Raw genomic sequence first — 21369 nt, 5'->3', positions numbered from 1 at the left:
TGTGCACGCCCTTCCACGAGCCGAACTTCTCCGGCAGGTCCATCCACGGACAGCCGGTGCGGTACTTGAACGCGATCGCGTCGATCACCTCCCGGTGATCACGCCATCGCCCACCCCTCCTCGGCCCGCGGTCCGGCAGCAACGGCTCGATCCGCGCCCACTGCGCATCGGTTAACGCCACACCCAGACCAACGATCAGATGATCCGAAAGAAACGGCCTAGGCGGCTCAGCGCGAGAGCCGGCTGCGCGAGTGAGGCGGCTGACGGGATCCTCCCGCCAGCCGACCGCCAGCGGACCAGCCGGGCCGGCCTTCTCGGAGAAGTCCGCGACGTCCTCGTCGAGGGTGCGGAGCCGACCGCTCGCATCGCCGCGCTCGCCGCACTGATCCGGGGCAGCGGCACGCTCCAGCGGTTCGACCCGCGGATCCCCTGCGGAAACCGACCGTGGCCCAGCAGATGGTGGACATCCTGCGCCAGGCGGGCGTGGAGCGGATCTACGGCGTGGTGGGCGACAGCCTGAACTCGGTGGTCGACCCCGTGCGCCGTACCGACGCCATCGAGTGGGTGCATGTGCGGAACGAGGAGGCCGCCGCCTTCGCCGCGGCGTCGGAGGCGCAGTTGACCGGCAGGCTCGCGGTGTGCCCCGGGTGCTGCGGATCGCCATGCAGCGGGCCCTTGGCAACAGCGCGGTGTCGGTCCTGGTGATACCGGGCGATGTCGCGCACGACAGGGCGACCCACCCGACGGGAAGCAGCGCCCTGGTCACCGAGCGCGGCCGGGTCGTCGCGCCGGACACGCAGGTTCGGGCACTGGCCGAGAAGCTGAACGCGGCGCGGAGGGTGATGCTGTTCTGCGGTGCGGGAGTGCGGGACGCCCACGCCGAGGTCATGGCGCTCGCCGAGAAGGCCGCCGCCCCCGTCGGGCACACCCTCCGGGGCAAGGAGTGGATTCAGTTCGGCAACCCGTACGACGTGGGCATGAGCGGTCTGCTGGGCTACGGTGCCTGCTTCGAGGCGATGCACGAGGCTGACCTGGTCCTCCTGCTCGGTACCGATTTCCCCTACAACGACTTCCTGCCGCAGGCCCGGACCGTGCAGATCGACCACGACGCGGGCCGCCTCGGCCGTCGCACCGTGCTGGAACTCGGGGTCCACGGCGACGTCCGGGAGACGCTGCGGGCGGTGCTGCCGTTGGTCGAGGCGAAGCGGGACCGAACCTATCTGGACCGGATGCTGCGGAAGCACGCCAAGTCGCTGGAGACGGTGGTCTCCGCCTACACCCGCGACGTCGGGCAGCACACCCCGATCCACCCCGAGTACGTGGCCTCGGTGCTGGACGAACTCGCCGACGACGACGCGGTGTTCACCGTGGACACCGGCATGTGCAACGTGTGGGCCGCGCGCTATCTGACCCCCAACGGGCGGCGCCGGGTGATCGGTTCGTTTCTGCACGGCACCATGGCCAACGCGCTGCCGCACGCCATCGGCGCGCAGTTCGCCCACGCCGGCCGCCAGGTGATCTCGATGTCGGGTGACGGCGGACTGGGCATGCTGATGGGCGAGTTGCTCACGGTGAAGCTGCACGATCTGCCGGTGAAGACGATCGTCTTCAACAACTCCTCCCTGGGCATGGTGAAGTTGGAGATGCTGGTCGAGGGGCTGCCCGAGCACGAGACCGACCACGAGCCGGTGGACTACGCGGCGATCGCCCGCGGCGCGGGCATGGAGGCGATCCGCGTTGAGCGCCCCGGGGACGTCGTCGAGGGGCTCAGACGGGCGCTCGCCCACGACGGACCGTTCCTGGTCGACCTGGTGACCGACCCCAACGCGCTGTCCATCCCGCCGCACATCTCGGCCGCCCAGGTCAGGGGCTTCGCCTTCGCCGCGGGCCGAACGGTGCTCGACGGGGGCGTCGGCAGGATGCTCGACCTGGCCCGCGCCAACCTGCGGAATCTCCCTCGCCCCTGAGGTCGTCGCGGTCGATCGCCGAGCGCTATGGCGAGTTGGCTGGTCGGCGGCGCCGCCCTCGGCCTCGCCGACGCCACGACGGAAGCGTGGCCCGCCCCGACCTGCGGGCGGTTCCGAAGCCGGTCAGTCGGGCCGCTTCTCCATGTGGTCCAGGACGCGCTGGGAGATCCGGGCGAGTGCGCTGAGCTGGCTCGGGGTCAGGGCGTCGACGAACAGGCGGCGGACGTGCTCGACGTGCGGGGGCGGGGCCTCTTCGATCGCCTTGTAGCCGGCCGGGGTGGCGACGACGAACGCGCCGCGTCCGTCGTCGGGGCATTCCTCCCTGGCCACCAGGCCGCGTTTCGCCATCCGCGTGACCTGGTGGGACATGCGGCTCTTCTCCCACTCCACCGACCTGGCCAGATCCAGGAAGCGCATCCGCCCGTGGCCTCGTCCGGTGAGGTTGGCGAGCACGATGTAGTCGGCGGCGGAGACTCCGGAGCCGGCCCGGGCGCGGCGGGGCAGCCGTCCGACGAGTGCCTCCCGCATGCGGATGAAGCTGTCCCAGGCGGCCTTCTCCTCCGGGTTGAGCCAGCGCGGGGGCGTGTCCACGGGGGCAGTCTACCGAAGTCGTTGATGAGTCATCTACATGTCGCGGCGGTCCGGTTCGGAGTCGCTTGCCGGGCGGCAAGTTGATGCGTCAACCTAATGGGGTTAGGGTGATGTCCTGGCTGACGGGATTCTTCTGTCGAGTCGAGTGGGATCAGGCCCGCGAGGAGGACACATGACGGTCGAAGTGAGCGACGTACCCGAGGCCAAGCGCTACGAGGCCCGCGTCGACGGCGAGTCCACGGTGGCGGGCGTCGCGCAGTACATCCGTACGACGGAACTCGTCGCGTTCGTGCACACCGAGGTCGGGGCGGAGTACGAGGGCAGGGGAGTCGGTTCCGCGCTGGCCCGCACCGCCCTTGACGAGGCGCGCGCCGCCAACCTGCGAGTGCTGGCCACCTGCCCCTTCTTCGCGGGCTGGATCAGCCGGCACCCCGACTACCAGGACCTGCTGTACCAGTCCCGCAGCAGCGTCAGTGACTGAAGAGCCGGACACGGCAGTGACGGAGGCGGCTATGAGCGGTGGATCCGAGCGGAAGGCGTATCGGGCGCGGTCGATCACGGTGACCTTCGAGGCCGGGCGCTGCCGGCACGCCGCCGAATGCGTAACGGGCCTGCCCGAGGTGTTCGACACGGCGAGGCGCCCGTGGATCCAGCCGGAGAACGCCACGGCCGAGCGCCTGGCCGAAGTGGTGCGGCGCTGTCCCTCGGGTGCGCTGCGGTACGAACTCGTGGGCGGCGAGGGGGAGACGCCTGACGGCGCACCGCGATCGCCCGAGGTTCCGCCGGGCGGCTGACCGCGCGGCTCCCCGGCCGTACCGTAGCCTCCTCGACGCCGGCCGGCAGCGGCGTCACGGCTCGTCGAAGCTCTTCACCGTGGTCCCCGAGGTCCCCGAGGTCGTGATCGATCGCGCGGAGGGCCTCGTTCAGCGGAGAGCGACGCCCGTACCCGCGGAACGGAACGCTTCGTCGAGGAGGCCCGCGCCGGGGCCGGCCAGCCAGCGGTCGAAGGACAGCAGGAAGGGGAACTCCGCGCGCAACGCGTCGAGGTCCGCGTGTCCCACCAGCCTGCCGTTGTCGACGAGTGCCGCTGTCCTGCCGAGGAGTTCGTCCCGCTCCAGCAGCGTCGTGGGCAGGCGGCTGTAGGTGATCGGCCGACCACTGGCCCGGGTCAGGCGCTCGGCCAGGGCCTCGCCACTGAGGGCGTCACCGGCGATCTCCACGGTGCGACCAGCGTATCGATCGGGTGAGCCGAAGACCGCGGCGGCGATCCGGCCGATATCGCGTACCGCGATGAACTGCATGGCCCGGTCGGGATGCGTCAGAAAGGACAGGCGTCCTTGGTCGAGACCCATTCCGGGGAGTGTGAGGATCTCCATGAACGTGGCCGGCCGGATGACGGTGCTGGTGATGTCCAGGTTCCGGACGTGGTCCTCGATACGGCTCTTGACGTCGAGATGGGCAACACCCGTCGGTGTCGGCCCCGCGGCGACCGTCGAGCTGTAGACGAGGTGGGCGACGCCACGGCTCCGGGCGATCTCGGCCACCGTCGTGCCGAACCGGAACTCGTCCTCGTCGCTCACGCCGGAGCCGGCCTGGCCCGAGTTCGGTTGGACGCTGAAGACACCGTGGGCGTCGGAGAACGCCGCCCGAAGCGAGTCCGGGTCGCCGAGATCACCACGGACGGTCTCGACGCCGTCGGCTGACAGCGCCTGGGCCCGCTGGCCGGAGGGATCACGCACGACGGCGCGAACCGCCCAGCCGTCCGCCCGCAGCGCCGCGGCGACCGCCCCGCCCTGCTGCCCCGTGGCACCCAGGACGACAACCGTCCTGTCGCTGTCAGCCATGTCGCACCACAACCTTCCGGCCACCCACGCCATTCCCCGTGCCCGCGCCCCCGGCGCCCCCGGCACCCCTCGATCGGAATCGGTCACGTCGGCGGGATAGATGAGATGTCAACGGTTTCGTTACACTCCGTCCATGAACGCGACGCCTCGCTGGCTGACCTCGGAGCAGAAGGCCGCCTGGGACAGTTTCATCCGCATGCAGGAGACGCTCATCGGGCGGCTCTCCCGCCGGATTCAGGCTGACTCCGGGATGTCCGCCTCCGACTACATCGTGTTGGTCAGTCTCACCGAACGCGGCGGCGGGCGGATGCGCTTCCTGGAGCTGGCCAAGTCGGTGGAGTGGGAGAAGAGCCGCATGTCGCACCAGGTCGGGCGGATGAGGAAGCGCGGCCTGGTGGCCAGGGAAGAGTGTCCCGATGACGGGCGCGGCGCGTTCATCGTCGCCACCCCGGCCGGCTACCGGGCGATCGGGGAGGCCGCGCCCCTGCACGTCGAACACGTCCGCCGGCTGTTCATCGAGGCCCTCACCCAGGAGGAGCTCGACACGCTCGCCCGGATCTCGAACCGCGTCCTCGCGCACATGGAGAAGCAGCCCGACTGACCGATGAGGGTCGCGACGAGTCCGTGGCCGGTACCCGGGCCGGTGCCGGTGCCGGTACCGGGGCGAGTTGACCGGCCACTCCCGGTGCTCCCCTCCGTCACCACCGGGAGTGGGACAGGGCCGCTCAGGACTGGACGAAGCCCCGGAGCGCCTTGTTGACCTGGTCGGCGTGGGTCCACAGCAGGCCGTGCGGGGCGCCTTCGATCTCGACGTACTCCGCCTCGGGGAACATCGTGTGGAACGGGCGGCCGGTGGCGTCGATGGGGAGGATGTTGTCCCTGGTCCCGTGCAGGATCAGGGCGGGCTTGCCGGCGGCGCGCACGGCCGCGACGTCGTCGCGGAAGTCCTCGATCCAGCTGGGCACCACCGAGTAGGCGGCCACCGGCGCGCTGCGGGTGGCGGTGTTCCAGCTGGCGGTGACCGCCTCCTGGCTGATCCGCGAGCCGAGGGTCTCGTCGAGGTTGTAGAAGTCGCTGAAGAACCGCGTGAACCAGGCGTACCTGTCGGTGCGGGCCGCCTTGGCGATGTCGTCGAAGACGGACCGCGGCACCCCGGTGGGGTTGTCGTCGGCCGCCACGAGGAACGGCTCAAGCGAGGCGAGGAACGCCAGCTTCGCGACGCGCTCGTGACCGTGGTTCTTCACGTAGCGCGCCAGCTCGCCGGTGCCCATGGAGAAGCCGACCAGGATCACGTCGCGCAGGTCGAGGGAGTCCAGCAGGGCGTTCAGGTCGGCCGCGAAGGTGTCGTAGTCGTAGCCGGTGCCGACCTTGCTCGACCGCCCGAAGCCGCGGCGGTCGTAGGTGATGACGCGGAAGCCGGCGGCGATCAGCTCGCGCGACTGGAGTTCCCAGCTGTCGCCGTCCAGCGGGTAGCCGTGGATGAGGACGACGGGCTGCCCCGTCCCGTGGTCCTCGTAGTGGATCTCGGTGGTGGTGCTGTTCTCGGTGCCGACCGCTATGTATCCCATGCTTCCGATCTCCTCCGTGCGGTGGTGACCCCGGATCGGGGGTCGCGTTCGGACGCCGCCGACGCCCGACGCCGTTCTGCCTGCCTGGTGTCAGACCATCGGGTTGCCGCTGACGGTCGCCTCGGGGGAGGTGAGGTCCTGGATGACGTCCCAGTGCTCGACGATGCGGCCGTCGTCCAGCCGGAAGATGTCGACGATGACGACGGGGTGCGGCGCCCAGCCGTGGACGATGCTGTGGGTGAACACGAGGTCGCCCTGTGCGGCGATCCGCTGCGGCTCCCACGAGAAGCCCTCCAGGCCCGGCACCACGGCACGGAGCGTGTCCAGACCGTTGGGCATCTGGGGGCTGTGCTGCACGTAGGGCTCGGCCCAGTGCCGGTCGAGCGCGGTGGTGTCCTTCTCGGCGAAGAGCTCCCGCATGGCGGTGAGCACGATCTCGGTGTTGCGTTGAGCCCGGTCAGCCTCGGTACTGCTGGTCATGGTCATGCCTCCTCGATGGTTCCGACGAAGGTGTGGAGCGTGCCGTCTACGGTCACGTGGGACGACAGCGTCGCGTCTGCGAGTCGAGGACGGGTTGCCGAGACATCCGGCAACCCGTCCCGAAATGTTGCGGTAGGCCTTCTCCACCCGTCGGTGAGAGCTTCCGCCTGGGGGAAGACGAGTTCTCCGCAGGACGATTCCGGTGGTGACACGACGGTCTGCCTCGATCCGCTCCGGAACGGGCCTACCTCATGGCCGGCAATTCCCCGCGCCGAGCATCGGGTCGCGCCAGAACTCGGCGTCGGCGGACACGAGCGCCACGGTTTCCGACCGGGGCCTCTGCCGCGCGGCGAGCGCGAAGAACCCCTCGGTGAGTGCGGCCTTCGGATCCGGCCCGGTGGGGATCACGGCGGTTCACGTCCTCGCGCCGGATCCCGTGGGCGAGACGGGCCCACCGGCTCTTGTCCGCGAGGGAGCCGGTCAGCGACGGGCGGTACCCGGTACGGACGGGAGCCGGCGCCGCGGTCATCTCAGGCGCGGTCGGTGGCGAGGAGCTGGGTCTCCCAGGCGTAGGCCACGCCGGTGGCGCCGCCGTGCTGGAGCATGATCTCGGTGGTGCCCGCGATGGTCTTCTCGCGGGCCCAGTCGCGCTGCCATTCGCTGGCCACGGCCAGCCAGGTGATCGGCGTGACGCCGGCCTGGACCATGCGCCGCACGGCCATGTCGTGGCCCTCCTTCGAGCCGCTGCCCGAGGCGTCGGTCACGGCGTAGACCTCGAAGCCCTCGCCCGCCGCCTGGATGGCCGGCATCGCCAGGCAGACCTCGGTCCAGAGGCCGGCGAGGATCAGCTTCTTGCGGCCGGTCGCCTTGACGGCGTCCACGACGCGCTGGTCCTGCCAGGTGTTGATGAGGGTCCTGTTGATCGGCTTCTGCTCGGGGAACACGTCCTGCACGCCCTGGAGGAGAAGGCCGCCGCGCTCCTCCAGAACGGTCGTCAGAATGGTCGGGACGTCGAAGACCTTGGCGGCCTTGGCGAGTCCGACGACGTTGTTGACGATCATCGTCGGTTCGTGGCTGTTCAGGTTGGCGAACTGGAACGGCTGGTGGTCGATCAGCACGAGGACGCTCTCCTCGGGCGTCAGCAACGCGTCGAGTCCGGCCTTCTTCTCGGTGCTCATGGGATTCCCTTCCGGAGCTTCGCGTCCACGGGCCTCAGGCGGCGCACCGGCATGTCGGTGCGCGCGGTCAGCCGAACACGGGCTGACCGGCTGACGACCCCACCACTTGGTTGACGCGTCACATACGCTAGGTGGCAGATACTTGAGATGTCAACTAGTGCCTGGGGTGCCGGTTAGCGGGCGCGAACCGGGGTGCGTGGTCCGGCCGTTGACGGTGTGTCGCCTGTCGCGGCGATGTGGCCACGTACCGTGTGGGTATGCCCCGTGACATCCGAACCGCCCGCGCTCGCCGCGAGCAGCTCCGCGAATTCCTGCGCACCCGTCGGGCGCGGCTCGTGCCCGGTGAGGTGGGCGTACCGTTGGTGGGGCGGCGGCGCACGCCGGGGCTGCGGCGCGAGGAGGTCGCGTTGCTGGCCGATGTCAGCGTGTCCTGGTACACATGGCTCGAACAGGGGCGCGACATCAACGTCTCCGCCGACGTCCTGGACGCCATCGCCCGGGCGCTGCGGCTGGACGAGGCCGAGCGCGCGTACCTGTATGTGCTGACCGGGCTCAACCCGCCGGCGCCGACCGGCGCGGGCCAGGCCGCGGCCGCTCCCGAGCTGCTGCGACTGGTCGATGCCTGGGCGCCGCGACCTGCCCTCCTGCTGGATCGGTACTGGAACATCGCCGCCACCAACAACGCGGCGCGGGCGGTGTTCGGCTATGACGACACCGACGGCAACTGCCTGATCTCGTACTTCACCAATCCCCGCTATCGGTCCATGCACACGCACTGGACGGCGGCCGCCCCCGGCGTGGTGGCCGCGTTCCGCGCCGCCGCGGCACGACATCCCGACGATGCCGAGTTCTTCCGGATTGTCGACGAACTCAGAGAGACGAGCGGCGAGTTCGAGGAGCTGTGGGCACGCCACGACGTCGCCACGGTGACCCAGACGGTGAAGGCGGTACGGCACCCGGACGTGGGCGAGCTGATCTTCGACACGACACTCCTCTCCCTGGCCGACCGGCCCGGCCATCACCTGGAGTTGCAGAATCCGCGGCCCGGCAGCGGAACCGAGTCCCGGCTCGGGCGCCTGCCGGGCCTCCGGCACGCCCCGACGGCCTGAGCGGAGTGGTGGTGCCGGTCCCGGGTTGACTGAGCTCTGGTTGCGCTGACCACCGGGCCACATGCTGAGGTTCATGACCCACAGCACATCCCGATTCGAGGACAAGACCGCGCTCATCACCGGCGGCACCGGTGGCATGGGCCTGGCCACCGCCCGCCGACTGCTGTCCGAGGGCGCTCAGGTGATCATCACCGGCCGCGACCAGAACCGGCTGGACGCCGCGGTCGAGGATCTGAAGGGTGGCGAGCGCATCCACGCGGTCCGGGGCGACGTGTCCCGCGTCGCCGATTCGCAGGCCCTCGCTACCCGCATCCAGGACCGGTTCGGGCGACTGGACGTGGTCTTCGCCAACGCCGGTGTCGCGACGTTCCAGTCCGCTGACGAGCTCACCGAAGCCGAGTTCGACCGTGTCGTCGGTATCAACTTCAAGGGGGTGCTCTTCACCATCCTGCACAGCGTTCCCCTGCTGGCCGACGATGCCGCCGTTGTGATCAACGCGTCGTGGACCGCGCATCGGGGTCTGCCCGCCGCCTCGCTGTACTCCGCGACCAAGGCGGCGGTCCAGAGTCTGGCCCGCACCCTGGCCGCCGAACTCGGCCCGAGGGGAGTCCGGGTGAACTCGGTGAGCCCCGGCTACATCGACACGGCGATGTACCGTGACGCGATCTCCCCCGAGGACGAGGCGGCCGTCATCGCCCGGATCGTCGGGGGTCGCGTCGGCACCGCCGACGACGTCGCCGGCGCGGTGGCGTTCCTGGCGTCGAGCGAAGCCGCCTACATCAACGGGCAGGACCTCATCATCGACGGCGGGCTGGTCGCCGCCGTCCCGGCAGGGAGCTGACCGCCTCGACTCGCGGCCGGCCCCGAAGGGTTGGGCACCGGGCGGCGGCGATTCGTCGCCGGGGTGGGTGGGCGCGTGCTCTCCGCGTGGGTCCGCGATCCAACCCGCCCGCTGCTACTGCCGACCCGTCGCGGCATCGTGGGCCGGAACCCGCTCGGCTCCGATTCGCCGGATGCGGGCGGTGCCCCATTCTCCCAGGGAAGTCAGCGCGTCGTTGAGCGAGACACCGTGCTCTGTCAGCGAGTACTCGACCTTCGGCGGCACCTCGCGGTACACCTCGCGATGCACGAGGCCGTCTTCCTCCATCTCCCGCAGATGCTGGATCAGCATCTTCTCGCTGACGCCCGGCAGGCCACGTCGGAGCTCAGCGAACCGGCGGGTCCCGGAGTTGTGCAGCTCCCAGAGGATGAGCGACTTCCACTTGCCCGCGACCACGTCCATCGCCGCGTCGATGCCGCAGAAGTAGGGACCACGTCGTGCTGATGCTGCCATCCGCCCCTCCAAGAGGTACTTACCCGCGAGTGAGTACCTGACTAATTAGTCTGTACTGGTCAACTCTAGGGGCGGCAGGGAGGATTCGGTAGAACGACGGCGGAAAGGGGAACTCCGAAAGTGGCAGTCAACAGTGGAATCCGGGTGAGCGTTCTCGGGCTGGGCGCGATGGGCAGCGCGCTCGCGGGCGCCCTGGTGAAGGGCGGATACGCGACGACGGTCTGGAACCGCTCAGCGGGGAAGGCGGACGATCTCGTCGCGCAGGGTGCGGAGGCCGCCGCCACGGCCGGCGACGCGGTCCGGGCGAGCCAACTGGTGATCGCCTGCCTGCTGGACCACGCGTCGGTCCACGAGGTGTTCGATCCGCTCTCCGACGAGTTGGCCGGACGCACCCTGATCAACGTGACCACGACGTCACCGGAGCAGTCACGGGAGTTCGCCGCCTGGGCCGCCGGTGCCGGGGTGGCGTATCTGGACGGCGGCATCATGGCCGTGCCGCACATGATCGGTCAGCCCGAGTCCTCGATTCTCTACAGCGGTTCGGCCGATGTCTTCGAGCGGTACAAGCCGCTGCTCGACCTGTGGGGAACCAGTTCCTACTTCGGTGAGGACGCCGGGCTGGCATCCCTGTACGACCTCGCCCTTCTCGCGGGCATGTACGTCATGTTCGCCGGATTCCTGCACGGCGCCGCCATGGTCGCGCCGGCCGGCGTGACGGCGGGCGAGTTCGCCGCCCGGGCCACACCGTGGCTGACCGCCATGACCGGTGCCTTCCAGGGGCTTGCCGCGGTCGTCGACGGCGGGGACTACACCGTCGGCGGGCAGCAGAGCCTGGAGTTCTCCCACCTCGGTGACCTCCTGGCCGCCAGTTCCGACCAGGGCATCGGTACCGAGGTGGTCGCCATGGTCCAGCGGCTCATCCAACGCCAGATCGATGCCGGCCACGGCGAGGAGGGCTTCGCCCGGATCATCGAGAGCATCAGGCAGCCGGGCTGAGAACCCGCGTCTCGGGCGGAGCGGGTGGAGCGGGTGGAGCGGGTGGCCGGCGGATGGTGCCGCCGGTTCAGTCGGTGGGCTCGGTGACCTGGGCCAGGACGCCGGTGGCGCTCATGGCGGCGGGCCAGCCGGCGTAGAAGGCGAGGTGCGTGATGGCCTCGGCGAGTTCGCCGGGGGTGAGGCCGTTGTCGAGGGCACGGCGCAGGTGACCGGTGAGCTGGGCGTCGCGGCCCAGGGCCACCAGGGCGGCGACGGTGATCAGGCTGCGCTCGCGCGGGGACAGGTCGGGCCGCTGCCAGACGTCGGCGAACAGCACGTCGTCGGTGAGGTCGGCGAGCTTCGGGGCGTGACGGCGGACGAGGTCCGGTGCGACGCGCGGATTGGTCCCGGTCATCAGCGCTCCATCATCCGCATCTGGGCCTCGGTGTGGGTGTCGCCGGCCGCCGGGGGCAGGCTGCTGAGCCGGTTGAGCTGGTCGTCGGTGAGGCGGACCGCGTCGGCGCCGGCGTTCTCCTCGACCCGGGCCACGCGCCGCGTGCCGGGGATGGGGGCGATGAAGTCGCCCTGGGCGAGCAGCCAGGCCAGCGCCACCTGCGCCGGGCTGGCACCCGTCTCGGTGGCGATGGCGGCGACCTGGTCGGCCAGGCGCAGGTTGTGCTCGAAGTTCTCGCCGGTGAAGCGGGGGTTGTCGGCGCGGAAGTCGCCGGGGTCGAACTGCCCGGTGGAGCGGATGGCGCCGGTCAGGAAGCCGCGTCCGAGGGGGGAGAAGGGCACGAAGCCGATGTTCAGCTCCCGCAGCACGGGCAGGACGTGGGCTTCGGGGTCGCGGGTGAACAGCGAGTACTCGGACTGTACCGCGGTGATCGGGTGGACGGCGTGGGCGCGGCGGATGGTCTCCGGGCCGGCTTCCGAGAGGCCGATGTGCCGGATCTTGCCCTCGGCGACCAGCTCGGCCAGGGCCCCGACGGTCTCCTCGATCGGGGTGCCGGGGTCGACGCGGTGCTGGTAGTAGAGGTCGACGCGGTCGGTGCCCAGGCGGGTGAGGGAGCCCTCGACGGCGGCGCGGACGCTGGCCGGGCTGCTGTCGGTCGCCCCGGGGCGGCCGGTGTGGGAGATCAGGCCGAACTTCGTGGCGAGCACCACCTGGTCCCGGCGGCCCTTGAGGGCGCGGCCCACCAGCTCCTCGTTGGTGTAGGGGCCGTAGACCTCGGCGGTGTCGAGGAGGGTGACGCCCAGGTCCAGGGCGCGGTGGATGGTGCGCACGGACTGGTCGTCGTCCGTACCGGCGCCGGTGTAGCCGTGGGACATGCCCATGGCTCCCAGGCCGATGCGGGAGACGTCCAGGTCGCGCAGGTGGATGTGCTTCACGGTGGGGTCCTGTTCGTTCGCTGGTCGATGCCCGGTTCGTCGAGCACCGGGCACGGGACGGCCGCGCCCGGGGGGCGAAACCCCGAGGGTTCTCGCGCCGCGGCCGGCGTCCGTGCCGTGGTGGGACACGCGCGTTCCCCGCGGGCGCGTACGCCGCTCGCGGGCGAGGGAGTGATCAGGTCAGAGTGCCTGGCCGGCGGGGCGGAGCAGGATCTCGTGGATGGCCAGGTGCCGGGGGCGCTGGAGGGCGAAGGCGATGACCTCGGCGACGTCCTCGGCGGTGACCTCGGCGACATCGTAGAGCTGCTTCGCGCCCTGGCGGGTCGCTTCGTGGGTGATGTGGGTGGGCAGCTCGGTGGCGACGACGCCGGGCTCGATCACGGTGACGCGGACGTCGGGCAGCAGTTCCCTGCGCAGCGACTCCGACCAGCCGTTGATCCCGAACTTGGTGGCCGCGTACACGCCGCTGCCGACGTTGGCGACCCGGCCGGCGACGGAGGAGATGTTCACCAGGTCGCCGCCGCCGTCCCTGAGCTGGTCGAGGAACACCTCGGTGGTCGTGATCGCGCCGAGCAGGTTGACCTCGATCATCCTGCGGTAGTCGTCGCGCTGCTCGGCGGAGAACGGGCCGAGCAGCATGACCCCGGCGTTGTTCACCAGCACGTCCGTGCCGCCGAACTCCTGCTTCACCTGGTCGGCCGCCGCCACGAGGGCGCCGCGGTCGGTGACGTCGGCGGAGATGGCGATCGCACCGTCGCCGAGCTCGTCGGCGAGGGCCTCGACGCGGTCCGTGCGGCGGGCGAGAAGCGCGACCCGGTAGCCGGCCGCGTGCAGGGACCTGGCGGTCGCGGCGCCGATTCCGGAGGAGGCCCCGGTGATGACGGCGACGCGTCCCTGCTTCTGGTCCTGGCTCATCGTGTTTCCTGTCCTCCATGATGACAATGCGTAGCCGGCTGCCGGGTGACGGTCGACGCTCGACGTTCGACAGTCCGAAAGGTGCGGATCACCCCGACGCGGACCATTGCAGCACCGGCCCGCAGAGGACGCGAGGAACGGCTTGTACGCGTACTGGCAGTCACTCCTACAGCTCCCCGGCCAGCCGTACCGTGGACACCATGGACAACCAGGCCGAGGTGCGGGACTTCCTGCGCACGCGACGCGACCGGATCACTCCCGCGCAGGCGGGGATCGTCGCCGGCGGCCGTCGCCGCCTGCCCGGCCTGCGCCGCGAGGAAGTCGCCATGCTCGCGGGGATGAGCAGCGACTACTACGCGAAGATGGAGCGCGGGAACCTCGCCGGCGTCTCCCCCGAAGTGCTCGACGCCCTGGCCAGGGCGCTTCGCCTCGACGAGGCGGAGACCGAGCACCTGCACGATCTCGCCAGGGCCGCGAGGCCCTCACCGAGCCGGCGCCGCTCCCGCCCCGCACAAGCGACGATCCGCCCCTCGCTCCAGCGCTTCCTCGACGCGATCACCGGAGCACCCGCATGGATCGTCGACCAGCGGGCCGACATCCTCGCCACCAACCCGCTCGCCCGTGCCCTGCTCGCCCCGCTGCTCAAGGACCCGGACGCCCGGAGCAACAGCGCGCGGTTCATCTTCCTCAGCCCCGCCGCGCGCACCTTCTACCCGCAGTGGGAACGCGCCGCGGACGCCTCCGCCGCGAACCTGCGCACGGCCGCGGGACGCAACCCGCGCGACAGGGCCCTGACCGACCTCATCGGGGAACTGGCGGCCCGCAGCGACGCCTTCAGCAGCCGCTGGTCCGCCCACGACGTCCGCCTGCACCGCACCGGCACCAAGCACATCCATCACCCCGACGTCGGCGACCTCGAATTCGTCTACGAGGGCGCCGAACTGCCCGACCACCCCGGATGGATGATGTACGCCTACACGAGCGCGGCGGGATCCCCGACCGAGGAACGGGTCAATCTCCTCGGCAGCCTCGCCGCCACAGCGGTCGACGCGCCGGCCGCCGCACCCGCCCACCAGCCGGACGACCTGTGAGCCGGTTCGGCTTCGAGGACCGACGGAACCGCGGTGATCGGTCAGAACGATCGCGGAGCCTGGGTACGTCCCGTTCACGGGGCGCGACCACCCGACCCACCGCCGCCGACGGCCCCTACCTCGTCCTCCGCGGCGTCCCACCCGGCAACCGGGACGCCGAAACAGCTGGCGGAGCCCGTGGGCTCGTCCGTCGTCCGTCGAGCCTCGGCGCCGTGGAAGATCTCCGTGTGTCCGACCTTCCCGACGCGCGGTGGCGGACGGTGGTTCGTCAGTCGACGCGCAGGGAGTCCAGGACGGAGTCCGTCGCGTCGCTCTCGCCGTCCTGTCTGATCTGCACGTAGAGCTGCGGCTGGTCGCCACCGCCCGACGGGACGAGTGCGACCTCCGTGACGGTGCCGCTGTCGGCCGGGCAGGCGCTCCAACTGCGCACCGTGCCCCGCCAGTCCGTTCCCCGGTACGCGCGACTGCCGCCGTACTCACAGCTGTTGTGGCTGAGGGCGTCGACCTCGGTCGTGACGTCGCCCTGTTCGCTGAGGCCGACGAAGAGGCCGTTGGCGGGGGAGCCGAGGTCCGGCCACTCGGCGAGGTCGTCCGCGACGACCAGCCCGGGCGCGTGTCCGTCCGGCAGTCCGAGGACCGTCGAGTCCCAGCCGCCGTCGCCCAGTTGTCCGGCCCACCGTCGGGGCACCTCCACGGAGATCCGCCCGGTGGCGTCCTGGACCACCTGGGGGCCCTTCGCGTGGTCGGCCCGCTGCCAGGCCAGCCAGGTGGCGACGCCGCCGAGGGCCACGGTGGCCGCCGTGGCGGCGGCCAGGAGCGTCGTGCCGAGCGGGGGGCGTCGGCGGCGGGGCGGTGCGACGGGTTCGTCGGCGGTCAGGTCCGCCAGCCTGTCGAGCTCGTCGGCGAAGTCCTTCGCGGTGGGCCAACGCCGTTCCCGGTCCGGTGCCATGGCCCGCAGCAGCGCTCGCCGCACCTGAGGGTGCAGGCCGGGCCGCAGCGCGTCCGGGCGCACCACCTTTCCCGGTGGCCCGGGGACCTCGCCGGTGACGAGGCGGTAGCCGACGGCGCCCAGGCTGTACACGTCGGCCCGCGCGTCGATGCCGGCGCCGGGCTCGGCCTGTTCGGGCGGCTGGTAGCCGGCCGACCCCGCGGCCATGGTCAGCCCGGAGGCCTGGGCGAGGCTCTTGGCCAGCCTCAGGTCGCCCATCAGCATCGTGTCCTGCCCGCCGTCCTCTCCGTCGGACGAGCGGCGGAAGAGCACGTTGGAGGGCTTGATGTCCCGGTGCACGATTCCCGCCACGTGGAGCGCGGCCGCCCCGCGGGCGGCCTCGGCGGTGAGGCGCAGGGACTGGGCCAGGGGCAGCGGGCCGTCGACGAGCCGGTCCTCCAGGGTCCCGCCGTCGGCGTACTCCATCACGAAGTACGGTCTCTCGTCCGGTAGTTCGCGGATGTCGAAGACCTGCACCACCCGGCTGGAGCCGGCGCGGCGCAGCAGGCGTGCCTCGGAGAAGAACCGTTCCCGGATGTCGAGGCGGTGGGCCCAGTTCTCCGCCATCACCTTCACGGCGACCGGGGCTTCGAGGACGTCGTCGTGAGCGAGCCAGACGACGCCGAAGGCACCGGCTCCCAGGCGCCGGTCCAGGCGGTAGCGCCCGATCCGCTCGGAGGATTGCATGTCGATATCATGCCGTTCCTGAACTGCGCCCCCGAAGGGAGTCCCCGTGCTGCACGGCGGCCACACCGAGGAACTCGCCCTCCGCGCAGCTCAGGGAGACGACGCCGCGTTGAACACCCTGCTGGAGAGCATCCGTCCGGAAGTCGTACGGCGCTGCGGCAGATTCCTCCCCTGCCGTGAGGACGCGGAGGAGGCGGCGCAGGACGCGCTCCTCAGGGTCGCCAGGAAGATCGACACGTTCGAGGGCCGCAGCCGTTTCAGCACCTGGCTCTACGTGGTCGTGGCGAACTGCGCCCGGGAGAAGTACCGGGAGCTCAAGCGCCGGGCGGCCGAACAGCCGACCGTGATCGAGGACACCCACCACGTGGACCCGCGCACGACCAGCGTCATCGCCGGTTCCCGCCTCGACCTGTTGGACGCGCTGGAACGTCTGGAGCGGGAGCACCCCCAACTGGTCGCGCCCCTGGTCTACCGGGACATCTGCCAGCTGGACTACGCGGAGATCGCCGAGCGGGTCGGCGTCCCGCTCGGCACCCTCAAGTCACGCCTGCACAAGGCGCGCAAGGAGATCAGACCCCTGCTGTCCGGCGCCGCCTGACACCGGGTCGGGCCCCCGGTCAGGCGGGACGCGACGTTCCGACGGCTTCCGCGGCGGTTCGGTGGATGACGGACCTGACCCGAACCGACCTGTCCAGACCGGCCTGTTCCGACCTGTGCCGACCCCACAGCGAGACCAGACCAGAGGCACGGCAGTGAACCCAGGGTCCGAGAAGCCCGGCGATGCTTCTCCCGACGACGCCACCGACGCCCACCCCCGTCGGCCGACCCTCGCGCACCGCGGACTCGTCCCGGGACGGCGGGTGTTCGTCTCGACGGCCTGGACCGTCGTCCTGGTGGCGGGGTGTGCAACGGCGGCGACGCCCAGGTCTTCCACGTCGAACCGGCGCCGTGAGGCGTCCTGGCCGAGGCGACCGGGCGACCGACGCGCTCGGCGAGGTCCCGCCGGGTCCCGTCCCCTCGTCGGCGTCGGCCGGAGGTGCGGTCAGGCGGGGAACCGCGCGCCGATCAGCCGCTCGGAGGTCTCCCAGAGTCGGTGGGCCTCGTCCATGTCGCGCAGCGGGGCCCACAGTTTCTGCCGGGCGGGGGCGCCGCCGACCGTTCTCCTGGGGCCGTAGAACTGGCCGCGCTGTGCGTCGGGGCCGGTGGCGGCCATGAGTGCGGGGAGGGCGGCGACGGCGGGGGTGCCGACGACGCCGACGCGGGAGAGCGCGCGGATCAGGCGGACCTCCGTGGTGTCCTTCTGCCGCCCCAGGCCGGGTTGGGCGGCGAGGAGGTTCGTGGGTGACACACCGGGGTGGGAGAGGTTGCTGGTGATGCCCCATCCCGCCGTGGTGCTGCGGGCGTCGAGTTCGCGGGCGAAGAGGCCGACGGCGATCTTCGACTGGCTGTAGGCCTTCATCACGTCGTAGTCGCGCTCCCAGTTCAGGTCGTCCCAGTTGATCGCCCCACTGCGGGCGGCGATGCTCGTCTGGTGGGTGACCCGGGCCCGGCCCGCGCTGAGCAGCGGCAACAGGCCCTGGGTGAGGGCGAAGTGGCCGAGGTGGTTGGTGCCGAACTGCAGCTCGAAGCCGTCGTGGGTGGTCTGGTGGGTGGGGGGCCTCATCACGCCGGCGTTGTTGATGAGGAGGTGGATCGGGCGGCCCTCGTCGACGAGTTGCTTCGTGAGGGCGGCCACCGAGTCGAGTGAGGCCAGGTCGAGGGTCCGGGTGCTGATCCGCGCGCCCGGGACGAGGCCGCGGATGCGTTCGGTGGCCTGCTCGCCCTTGGCCGGGTTGCGGACCGGCACGATCACCTCGGCGCCCGCCGCGACGAGGCGGGTGGCGATGACGGACCCGATCCCGTCGCTCGCGCCGGTGACGACGGCGAGCCTTCCCGACAGGTCGGGGACGGCGATGTCGATGTTCCGAGCCATGGACGGTCTCCTGCGTTCTGCGGCGAATCCGCCGTGGGCCGGCGTCTCCGTCCATGCTCGGGCCTCGGCGTCCGCGGATTCAGGGCCGCGTTGTCCACGGATCGGCGATCCACGGATCGCCGATCCGCCGCTCGACGGGCGCTTCTCCGGACGTCAGGAGGGCGGCGCACGGCCTGCCGTCCCGACGGCTCCGCCGGGGCGCGGCGCCCGTGGCGGGTCAGGGGCCGATGGCGGCCAGCAGCGCCGAGCGGTCGAAGAAGACCTCGTTCCTGGTGATCAACCCGTCCCGCAGGGTGACGGTGCACACTCCGTCGCACTCGACGGTGCCACCCGCCGTGGGGATCACCGCGTGCCAGTGGTTGAGGAAGCCGCCCTCCAACGGCTGGACCCCGGTGTTCGTCCACACCCACTCGGGGTTCCGCCCCAACAGCCGCCCGAAGTAGGACAGGATCTCCTCCCGGCCACGCACACCCTGTGGCACGGCGGGATCGCGGTAGACGGCGTCGTCGGCGTAGAAGGCGGCGAGTCGTCGGGGATCGTTCCCCGTCCACGCCGGCAGCCACCGCGAGGCGAAGGCGCGCGCCTCGACGTCACCGAGTCCTTCGAAGTTCGTCATGGTCACTCCCAACCTGTGTCAACCCACGTCGACGTCAAGGGAAGTTACTACCGGGTAGGAGCCGGCGGGGCAAGAACGCGTGGATCGGCTGGTACGCGACGGCGCGGGCGGCCTGCGGGGCGGGCGCCCCGGCTCAACCGCCTTCCGGGTCCGATCGGTTCGGGTCGTGGCCGAGGCGGCGGGAGAGGCGGGCGGCCGCTTCCCGGGCGAGGGGGACCATGGCGACGAGTTCCGGGCGGCCGGCGCGGACGGCGGGGATGGAGACGGTGAGCGCGGCCACCACGGCCTCGTTGTGGTCGCGTACCGGGACGGCGAGGGCGACCACGCCCTTCACGCGCTCCTCGATCGAGATGGCGTAGCCGTCGTGCCGGACCTGCTCCAGGGCCGACGTCACCTCCTCGACCTCGGCGGGGTCGGAGCGGCGCAGGTCGGCGAGCACGTCATGGGTGAGGGTGCCCGGCGCGTACGCCAGCAGGACCTTGCCCGGCGAGCCGAGGTGGGGCGGCAGCGCGGCGCCGAGGTCGGTGTAGGTACGGCGGAGGGGGTGCAGGGACTCGACCTGGGCGATCGTGCGGCGGCTGGGGAGGGCGTCGAGGATGTGCAGGCCGACGGTCTCGCCGGTCTGGTCGCGCAGCCAGCTCATGATCGGCGGGGCCTGGACGTCGAGTGAGAGCTGGGCGCGCGCCGCCTCGGCCAGGCCGAGAAGTCGGGGGCCCAGCGAGTAGGTGGTGGAGTTGGGCACCTGGACGAGCATGCCGTGCGCGGCCAGGGCGCTGACCAGCCGGTGCGTGGTGCCCCTGGTCAGGTCGGTGTGCCGGGCGAGCTCGCTGATGCCGAGCACGGGGCGGGCGCGGGAGAAGGCGGCGAGCACCGCCATCGCCCGGTCGATCGACTGCACTCCGGATGGTCGGCCGGCCGACTCCACAGCGTTCTCTTCCGGTGCCGTCACGTGGCCAGCTTAAGGGCTGGGCTTTTTCGGGCGTCGCCGCCCTTGTCGAGGAGACCCACACGCCCTAGTGTGCCCACATTGCAGAACGCCGTACCGCGATACGGGCAACCGCTGAGCACTACGGAGGACCGATGAAGACCGAGGACCGCAGCGGCGCGGCCGCCTCGAACACGGCCGCAGGCAAGCCGGACAGCCAGGAACGCTTCGATTCGATAAGGGGACGCATCGGCCTGGGGCTCGGCCCCCTCGCCCTCGCGCTGATGCTCCTGACCGCCGTCGGCCTGGAGTGGGAGCAGCGGGCGCTCGCCGCCGTGCTCTGTCTGATGATCGTCTGGTGGGTGACCGAGGCCATACCCCTGGCCGCCACCGCACTGCTCGGCATCGTCCTCTGCGTCTTCCTGGGCGTGGGCGACGAGGACACCGTCTTCGGGGCGTTCGGCAACGACACGATCTTCACGTTCCTCGGCGGCTTCGTCATCGCCAGGTCCATGACCGTGCACGGCCTCGACAAGCGCATCGCGCTGCGCGTGCTGTCCGTGGGCGGGGTGGTCCGATCCCCCGTCCGCACCGTGATCGCCTTCGGCGGGATCGCCTGCGTCATCTCGGCGTTCGTCTCCAACACCGCCACCGTCGCCATGCTGTTCCCGATCGGCATCGGCATCGTGGGGGCGGTCAGCGCGATCAGCACCGAGAAGGGCGGGCAGGACCTGCACCACTCGCGGTGGTCGGCGGCGCTGATGCTGATGATCGCCTACGCCGCCTCCATCGGCGGCCTGCTCACGCCCATCGGCGCCCCGCACCAGCTCATCGGGCGCGATCTCGTCGAGGAGCAGACCGGGGAGACCGTCAACTTCGTCGAGTGGGTGCTGTTGTTCGCCCCGATCGTGCTGGTGATGTTCGTGGTGCTGTGCATCGTGCTGCTCCGCCTCAACCGCCCCGAGGTGCGCGAGTTGATCGGCGCCGAGGAGTACGTGGCCGAACAGCGCGCCGAGCTCGGGTCCTTCTCCCGGGGCGAGGCCAACACCTGCGTCTCGTTCGCCGTCGCCGTCGTCGGGTGGACGCTGCCCGGCATCTCGAGCCTGTTCCTCGGGGACGACCACGAGGCCGTCACGTGGATGCACGCGCATCTGACCGAGGGCGTCGCCGCGATCGTCGCGGCCACCCTGCTGTTCCTGCTGCCGCTCGGCGGCAGCCGCGGCACCGGTCGCTCCGGGTGGCGGGCGCCCACGCTCACCTGGAGCGAGGCCGTCAAGATCGACTGGGGTGTCATCCTGCTGTTCGGCGCGGGCACGGTGGTGGGGTCGCTGTCCTCGGAGACCGGCCTCGCCGAGACCATGGGCACCTCACTCGCCGACCACCTCGGGGTGTCGTCGCTGGTCTCGATCACGGTCCTCGCCGCGGTGGCCGGGCTGCTCATCTCCGAGACCACCAGCAACACCGCGAGCGCCGGGATCGTGGTGCCCATCGTGGTGCCGATCGCGGTCGCGATGGACGTCAACCCGCTGATCCCCGGCCTGGTCGCCACGGCCGCCGCCGGGTACGGCTTCATGCTGCCGGTGTCCACGCCGCCGAACGCCATCGTCTACGGCTCGGGGATGGTGCCGATGACGCGCATGATCCGCAGCGGCTTCGTCTTCGACCTCATCGGCGTGACCGTCCTCGTCGTCGGCGTCCTGGCGATGGCGCCGCTCGTCGGCCTGTAGCCCCGACCCCGACC

At 71.1% G+C, this 21369-nt stretch carries 24 protein-coding genes and 1 pseudogene; 10 read left to right on the top strand and 15 right to left on the bottom strand.

Going from position 1 to position 21369, the window contains the following annotated elements; genetic code table 11:
* Nucleotides 1-181: transposase (locus tag E1283_RS37120; RefSeq protein WP_165956061.1), on the bottom strand; the 181-nt coding region annotated here is incomplete at its 3' end.
* Nucleotides 182-429: 248 nt separating this feature from the next.
* Between E1283_RS37120 and E1283_RS09360 the strand changes: the two are divergent.
* Nucleotides 430-1967, top strand: a pseudogene (locus E1283_RS09360) (thiamine pyrophosphate-dependent enzyme).
* A 123-nt stretch (nt 1968-2090) separates the two neighbouring features.
* Here E1283_RS09360 and E1283_RS09355 read toward each other — a convergent pair.
* Nucleotides 2091-2558: a MarR family winged helix-turn-helix transcriptional regulator gene (locus tag E1283_RS09355; RefSeq protein WP_132817470.1), complete on the bottom strand. Its 468-nt coding sequence runs from the start codon at nt 2556-2558 to the stop codon at nt 2091-2093.
* A 172-nt stretch (nt 2559-2730) separates the two neighbouring features.
* Here E1283_RS09355 and E1283_RS09350 point away from each other — a divergent pair, with 172 nt between their 5' ends.
* Together E1283_RS09350 and E1283_RS09345 are read left to right on the top strand one after the other, a co-directional pair.
* Complete coding sequence (locus E1283_RS09350; protein WP_132817469.1) at nt 2731-3039, top strand: GNAT family N-acetyltransferase; 309 nt, start codon at nt 2731-2733, stop codon at nt 3037-3039.
* A gap of 31 nt (nt 3040-3070) precedes the next feature.
* Nucleotides 3071-3352, top strand: a complete 282-nt coding sequence (locus tag E1283_RS09345) for a (4Fe-4S)-binding protein (RefSeq protein WP_132817468.1) — start codon at nt 3071-3073, stop codon at nt 3350-3352.
* Nucleotides 3353-3481: 129 nt separating this feature from the next.
* Here the strand turns inward: E1283_RS09345 and E1283_RS09340 are convergent, their stop codons facing one another.
* A complete protein-coding gene (locus tag E1283_RS09340) occupies nt 3482-4402 on the bottom strand; it encodes an NmrA/HSCARG family protein (protein WP_132817467.1) in 921 nt (306 codons plus the stop codon).
* A gap of 133 nt (nt 4403-4535) precedes the next feature.
* Here E1283_RS09340 and E1283_RS09335 point away from each other — a divergent pair, with 133 nt between their 5' ends.
* Nucleotides 4536-5003 (top strand): MarR family winged helix-turn-helix transcriptional regulator, encoded by a 468-nt coding sequence (locus E1283_RS09335; RefSeq protein ID WP_132817466.1) that lies wholly within the window; start codon nt 4536-4538, stop codon nt 5001-5003.
* Between the two features lie 124 nt (nt 5004-5127).
* On the opposite strand, the gene E1283_RS09330 is transcribed toward E1283_RS09335, so the two are convergent.
* The 4 genes from E1283_RS09330 to E1283_RS09315 all read right to left on the bottom strand — a co-directional run bounded on the left by E1283_RS09330 (nt 5128) and on the right by E1283_RS09315 (nt 7628).
* Complete coding sequence (locus E1283_RS09330; protein WP_132817465.1) at nt 5128-5970, bottom strand: alpha/beta fold hydrolase; 843 nt, start codon at nt 5968-5970, stop codon at nt 5128-5130.
* Between the two features lie 90 nt (nt 5971-6060).
* Complete coding sequence (locus tag E1283_RS09325) at nt 6061-6450, bottom strand: nuclear transport factor 2 family protein (protein WP_243744708.1); 390 nt, start codon at nt 6448-6450, stop codon at nt 6061-6063.
* Between the two features lie 249 nt (nt 6451-6699).
* Nucleotides 6700-6858 (bottom strand): hypothetical protein, encoded by a 159-nt coding sequence (locus E1283_RS09320; protein ID WP_207930345.1) that lies wholly within the window; start codon nt 6856-6858, stop codon nt 6700-6702.
* Between the two features lie 122 nt (nt 6859-6980).
* Nucleotides 6981-7628, bottom strand: a complete 648-nt coding sequence (locus E1283_RS09315; protein WP_132817463.1) for a hydrolase — start codon at nt 7626-7628, stop codon at nt 6981-6983.
* Between the two features lie 257 nt (nt 7629-7885).
* Here E1283_RS09315 and E1283_RS09310 point away from each other — a divergent pair, with 257 nt between their 5' ends.
* Complete coding sequence (locus E1283_RS09310) at nt 7886-8737, top strand: helix-turn-helix transcriptional regulator (protein WP_132817462.1); 852 nt, start codon at nt 7886-7888, stop codon at nt 8735-8737.
* Between the two features lie 73 nt (nt 8738-8810).
* The gene (locus E1283_RS09305) at nt 8811-9578 is read left to right on the top strand and encodes a glucose 1-dehydrogenase (protein ID WP_132817461.1); all 768 of its coding nucleotides are present in this window, start codon (nt 8811-8813) and stop codon (nt 9576-9578) included.
* Between the two features lie 114 nt (nt 9579-9692).
* Here E1283_RS09305 and E1283_RS09300 read toward each other — a convergent pair whose 3' ends face one another.
* The gene (locus tag E1283_RS09300; protein ID WP_132817460.1) at nt 9693-10070 is read right to left on the bottom strand and encodes a winged helix-turn-helix transcriptional regulator; all 378 of its coding nucleotides are present in this window, start codon (nt 10068-10070) and stop codon (nt 9693-9695) included.
* A gap of 138 nt (nt 10071-10208) precedes the next feature.
* Here E1283_RS09300 and E1283_RS09295 point away from each other — a divergent pair, with 138 nt between their 5' ends.
* The gene (locus E1283_RS09295) at nt 10209-11066 is read left to right on the top strand and encodes an NAD(P)-dependent oxidoreductase (protein ID WP_481906690.1); all 858 of its coding nucleotides are present in this window, start codon (nt 10209-10211) and stop codon (nt 11064-11066) included.
* A 67-nt stretch (nt 11067-11133) separates the two neighbouring features.
* Here the strand turns inward: E1283_RS09295 and E1283_RS09290 are convergent, their stop codons facing one another.
* The 3 genes from E1283_RS09290 to E1283_RS09280 all read right to left on the bottom strand — a co-directional run bounded on the left by E1283_RS09290 (nt 11134) and on the right by E1283_RS09280 (nt 13349).
* Complete coding sequence (locus tag E1283_RS09290; protein ID WP_132817458.1) at nt 11134-11460, bottom strand: carboxymuconolactone decarboxylase family protein; 327 nt, start codon at nt 11458-11460, stop codon at nt 11134-11136.
* On the bottom strand, nt 11460-12434 hold the full coding sequence (locus E1283_RS09285; protein ID WP_132817457.1) for an aldo/keto reductase: 975 nt from the start codon (nt 12432-12434) through the stop codon (nt 11460-11462). Before E1283_RS09285 ends, E1283_RS09290 begins: the two co-directional genes overlap by 1 nt.
* A gap of 180 nt (nt 12435-12614) precedes the next feature.
* Nucleotides 12615-13349, bottom strand: a complete 735-nt coding sequence (locus tag E1283_RS09280; protein ID WP_132817456.1) for an SDR family oxidoreductase — start codon at nt 13347-13349, stop codon at nt 12615-12617.
* A 200-nt stretch (nt 13350-13549) separates the two neighbouring features.
* On the opposite strand from E1283_RS09280, the gene E1283_RS09275 reads away from it, so the two are divergent.
* Entirely contained in the window at nt 13550-14440 is an 891-nt protein-coding gene (locus tag E1283_RS09275) for a helix-turn-helix transcriptional regulator (protein WP_132817455.1), read from the top strand.
* Between the two features lie 268 nt (nt 14441-14708).
* Here the strand turns inward: E1283_RS09275 and E1283_RS09270 are convergent, their stop codons facing one another.
* Complete coding sequence (locus E1283_RS09270) at nt 14709-16115, bottom strand: serine/threonine-protein kinase (RefSeq protein ID WP_132817454.1); 1407 nt, start codon at nt 16113-16115, stop codon at nt 14709-14711.
* Nucleotides 16116-16161: 46 nt separating this feature from the next.
* Here E1283_RS09270 and E1283_RS09265 point away from each other — a divergent pair, with 46 nt between their 5' ends.
* Nucleotides 16162-16713 (top strand): RNA polymerase sigma factor, encoded by a 552-nt coding sequence (locus tag E1283_RS09265; RefSeq protein ID WP_132817453.1) that lies wholly within the window; start codon nt 16162-16164, stop codon nt 16711-16713.
* 444 nt (nt 16714-17157) lie between these two features.
* Here the strand turns inward: E1283_RS09265 and E1283_RS09260 are convergent, their stop codons facing one another.
* The 3 genes from E1283_RS09260 to E1283_RS09250 all read right to left on the bottom strand — a co-directional run bounded on the left by E1283_RS09260 (nt 17158) and on the right by E1283_RS09250 (nt 19652).
* Nucleotides 17158-18087 carry an SDR family oxidoreductase gene (locus E1283_RS09260; RefSeq protein WP_132817452.1) on the bottom strand — a complete coding sequence of 310 codons (930 nt, stop codon included), beginning with the start codon at nt 18085-18087 and terminating at the stop codon, nt 17158-17160.
* A gap of 217 nt (nt 18088-18304) precedes the next feature.
* Nucleotides 18305-18703, bottom strand: coding sequence for a nuclear transport factor 2 family protein (locus E1283_RS09255; RefSeq protein WP_132817451.1), 399 nt, complete (start codon nt 18701-18703; stop codon nt 18305-18307).
* Nucleotides 18704-18836: 133 nt separating this feature from the next.
* A complete protein-coding gene (locus E1283_RS09250; RefSeq protein ID WP_132817450.1) occupies nt 18837-19652 on the bottom strand; it encodes an IclR family transcriptional regulator in 816 nt (271 codons plus the stop codon).
* Nucleotides 19653-19783: 131 nt separating this feature from the next.
* Here E1283_RS09250 and E1283_RS09245 point away from each other — a divergent pair, with 131 nt between their 5' ends.
* The gene (locus E1283_RS09245; RefSeq protein ID WP_132817449.1) at nt 19784-21355 is read left to right on the top strand and encodes an SLC13 family permease; all 1572 of its coding nucleotides are present in this window, start codon (nt 19784-19786) and stop codon (nt 21353-21355) included.
* Nucleotides 21356-21369: the final 14 nt, after the last annotated feature.

The organism is Streptomyces hainanensis (genome assembly GCF_004348415.1).
GTDB lineage: Bacteria > Actinomycetota > Actinomycetes > Streptomycetales > Streptomycetaceae > Streptomyces > Streptomyces hainanensis.
The sequence above is the reverse complement of the archived record's forward strand: the minus strand, read 5'-3'. Positions and strand labels throughout refer to the sequence as shown.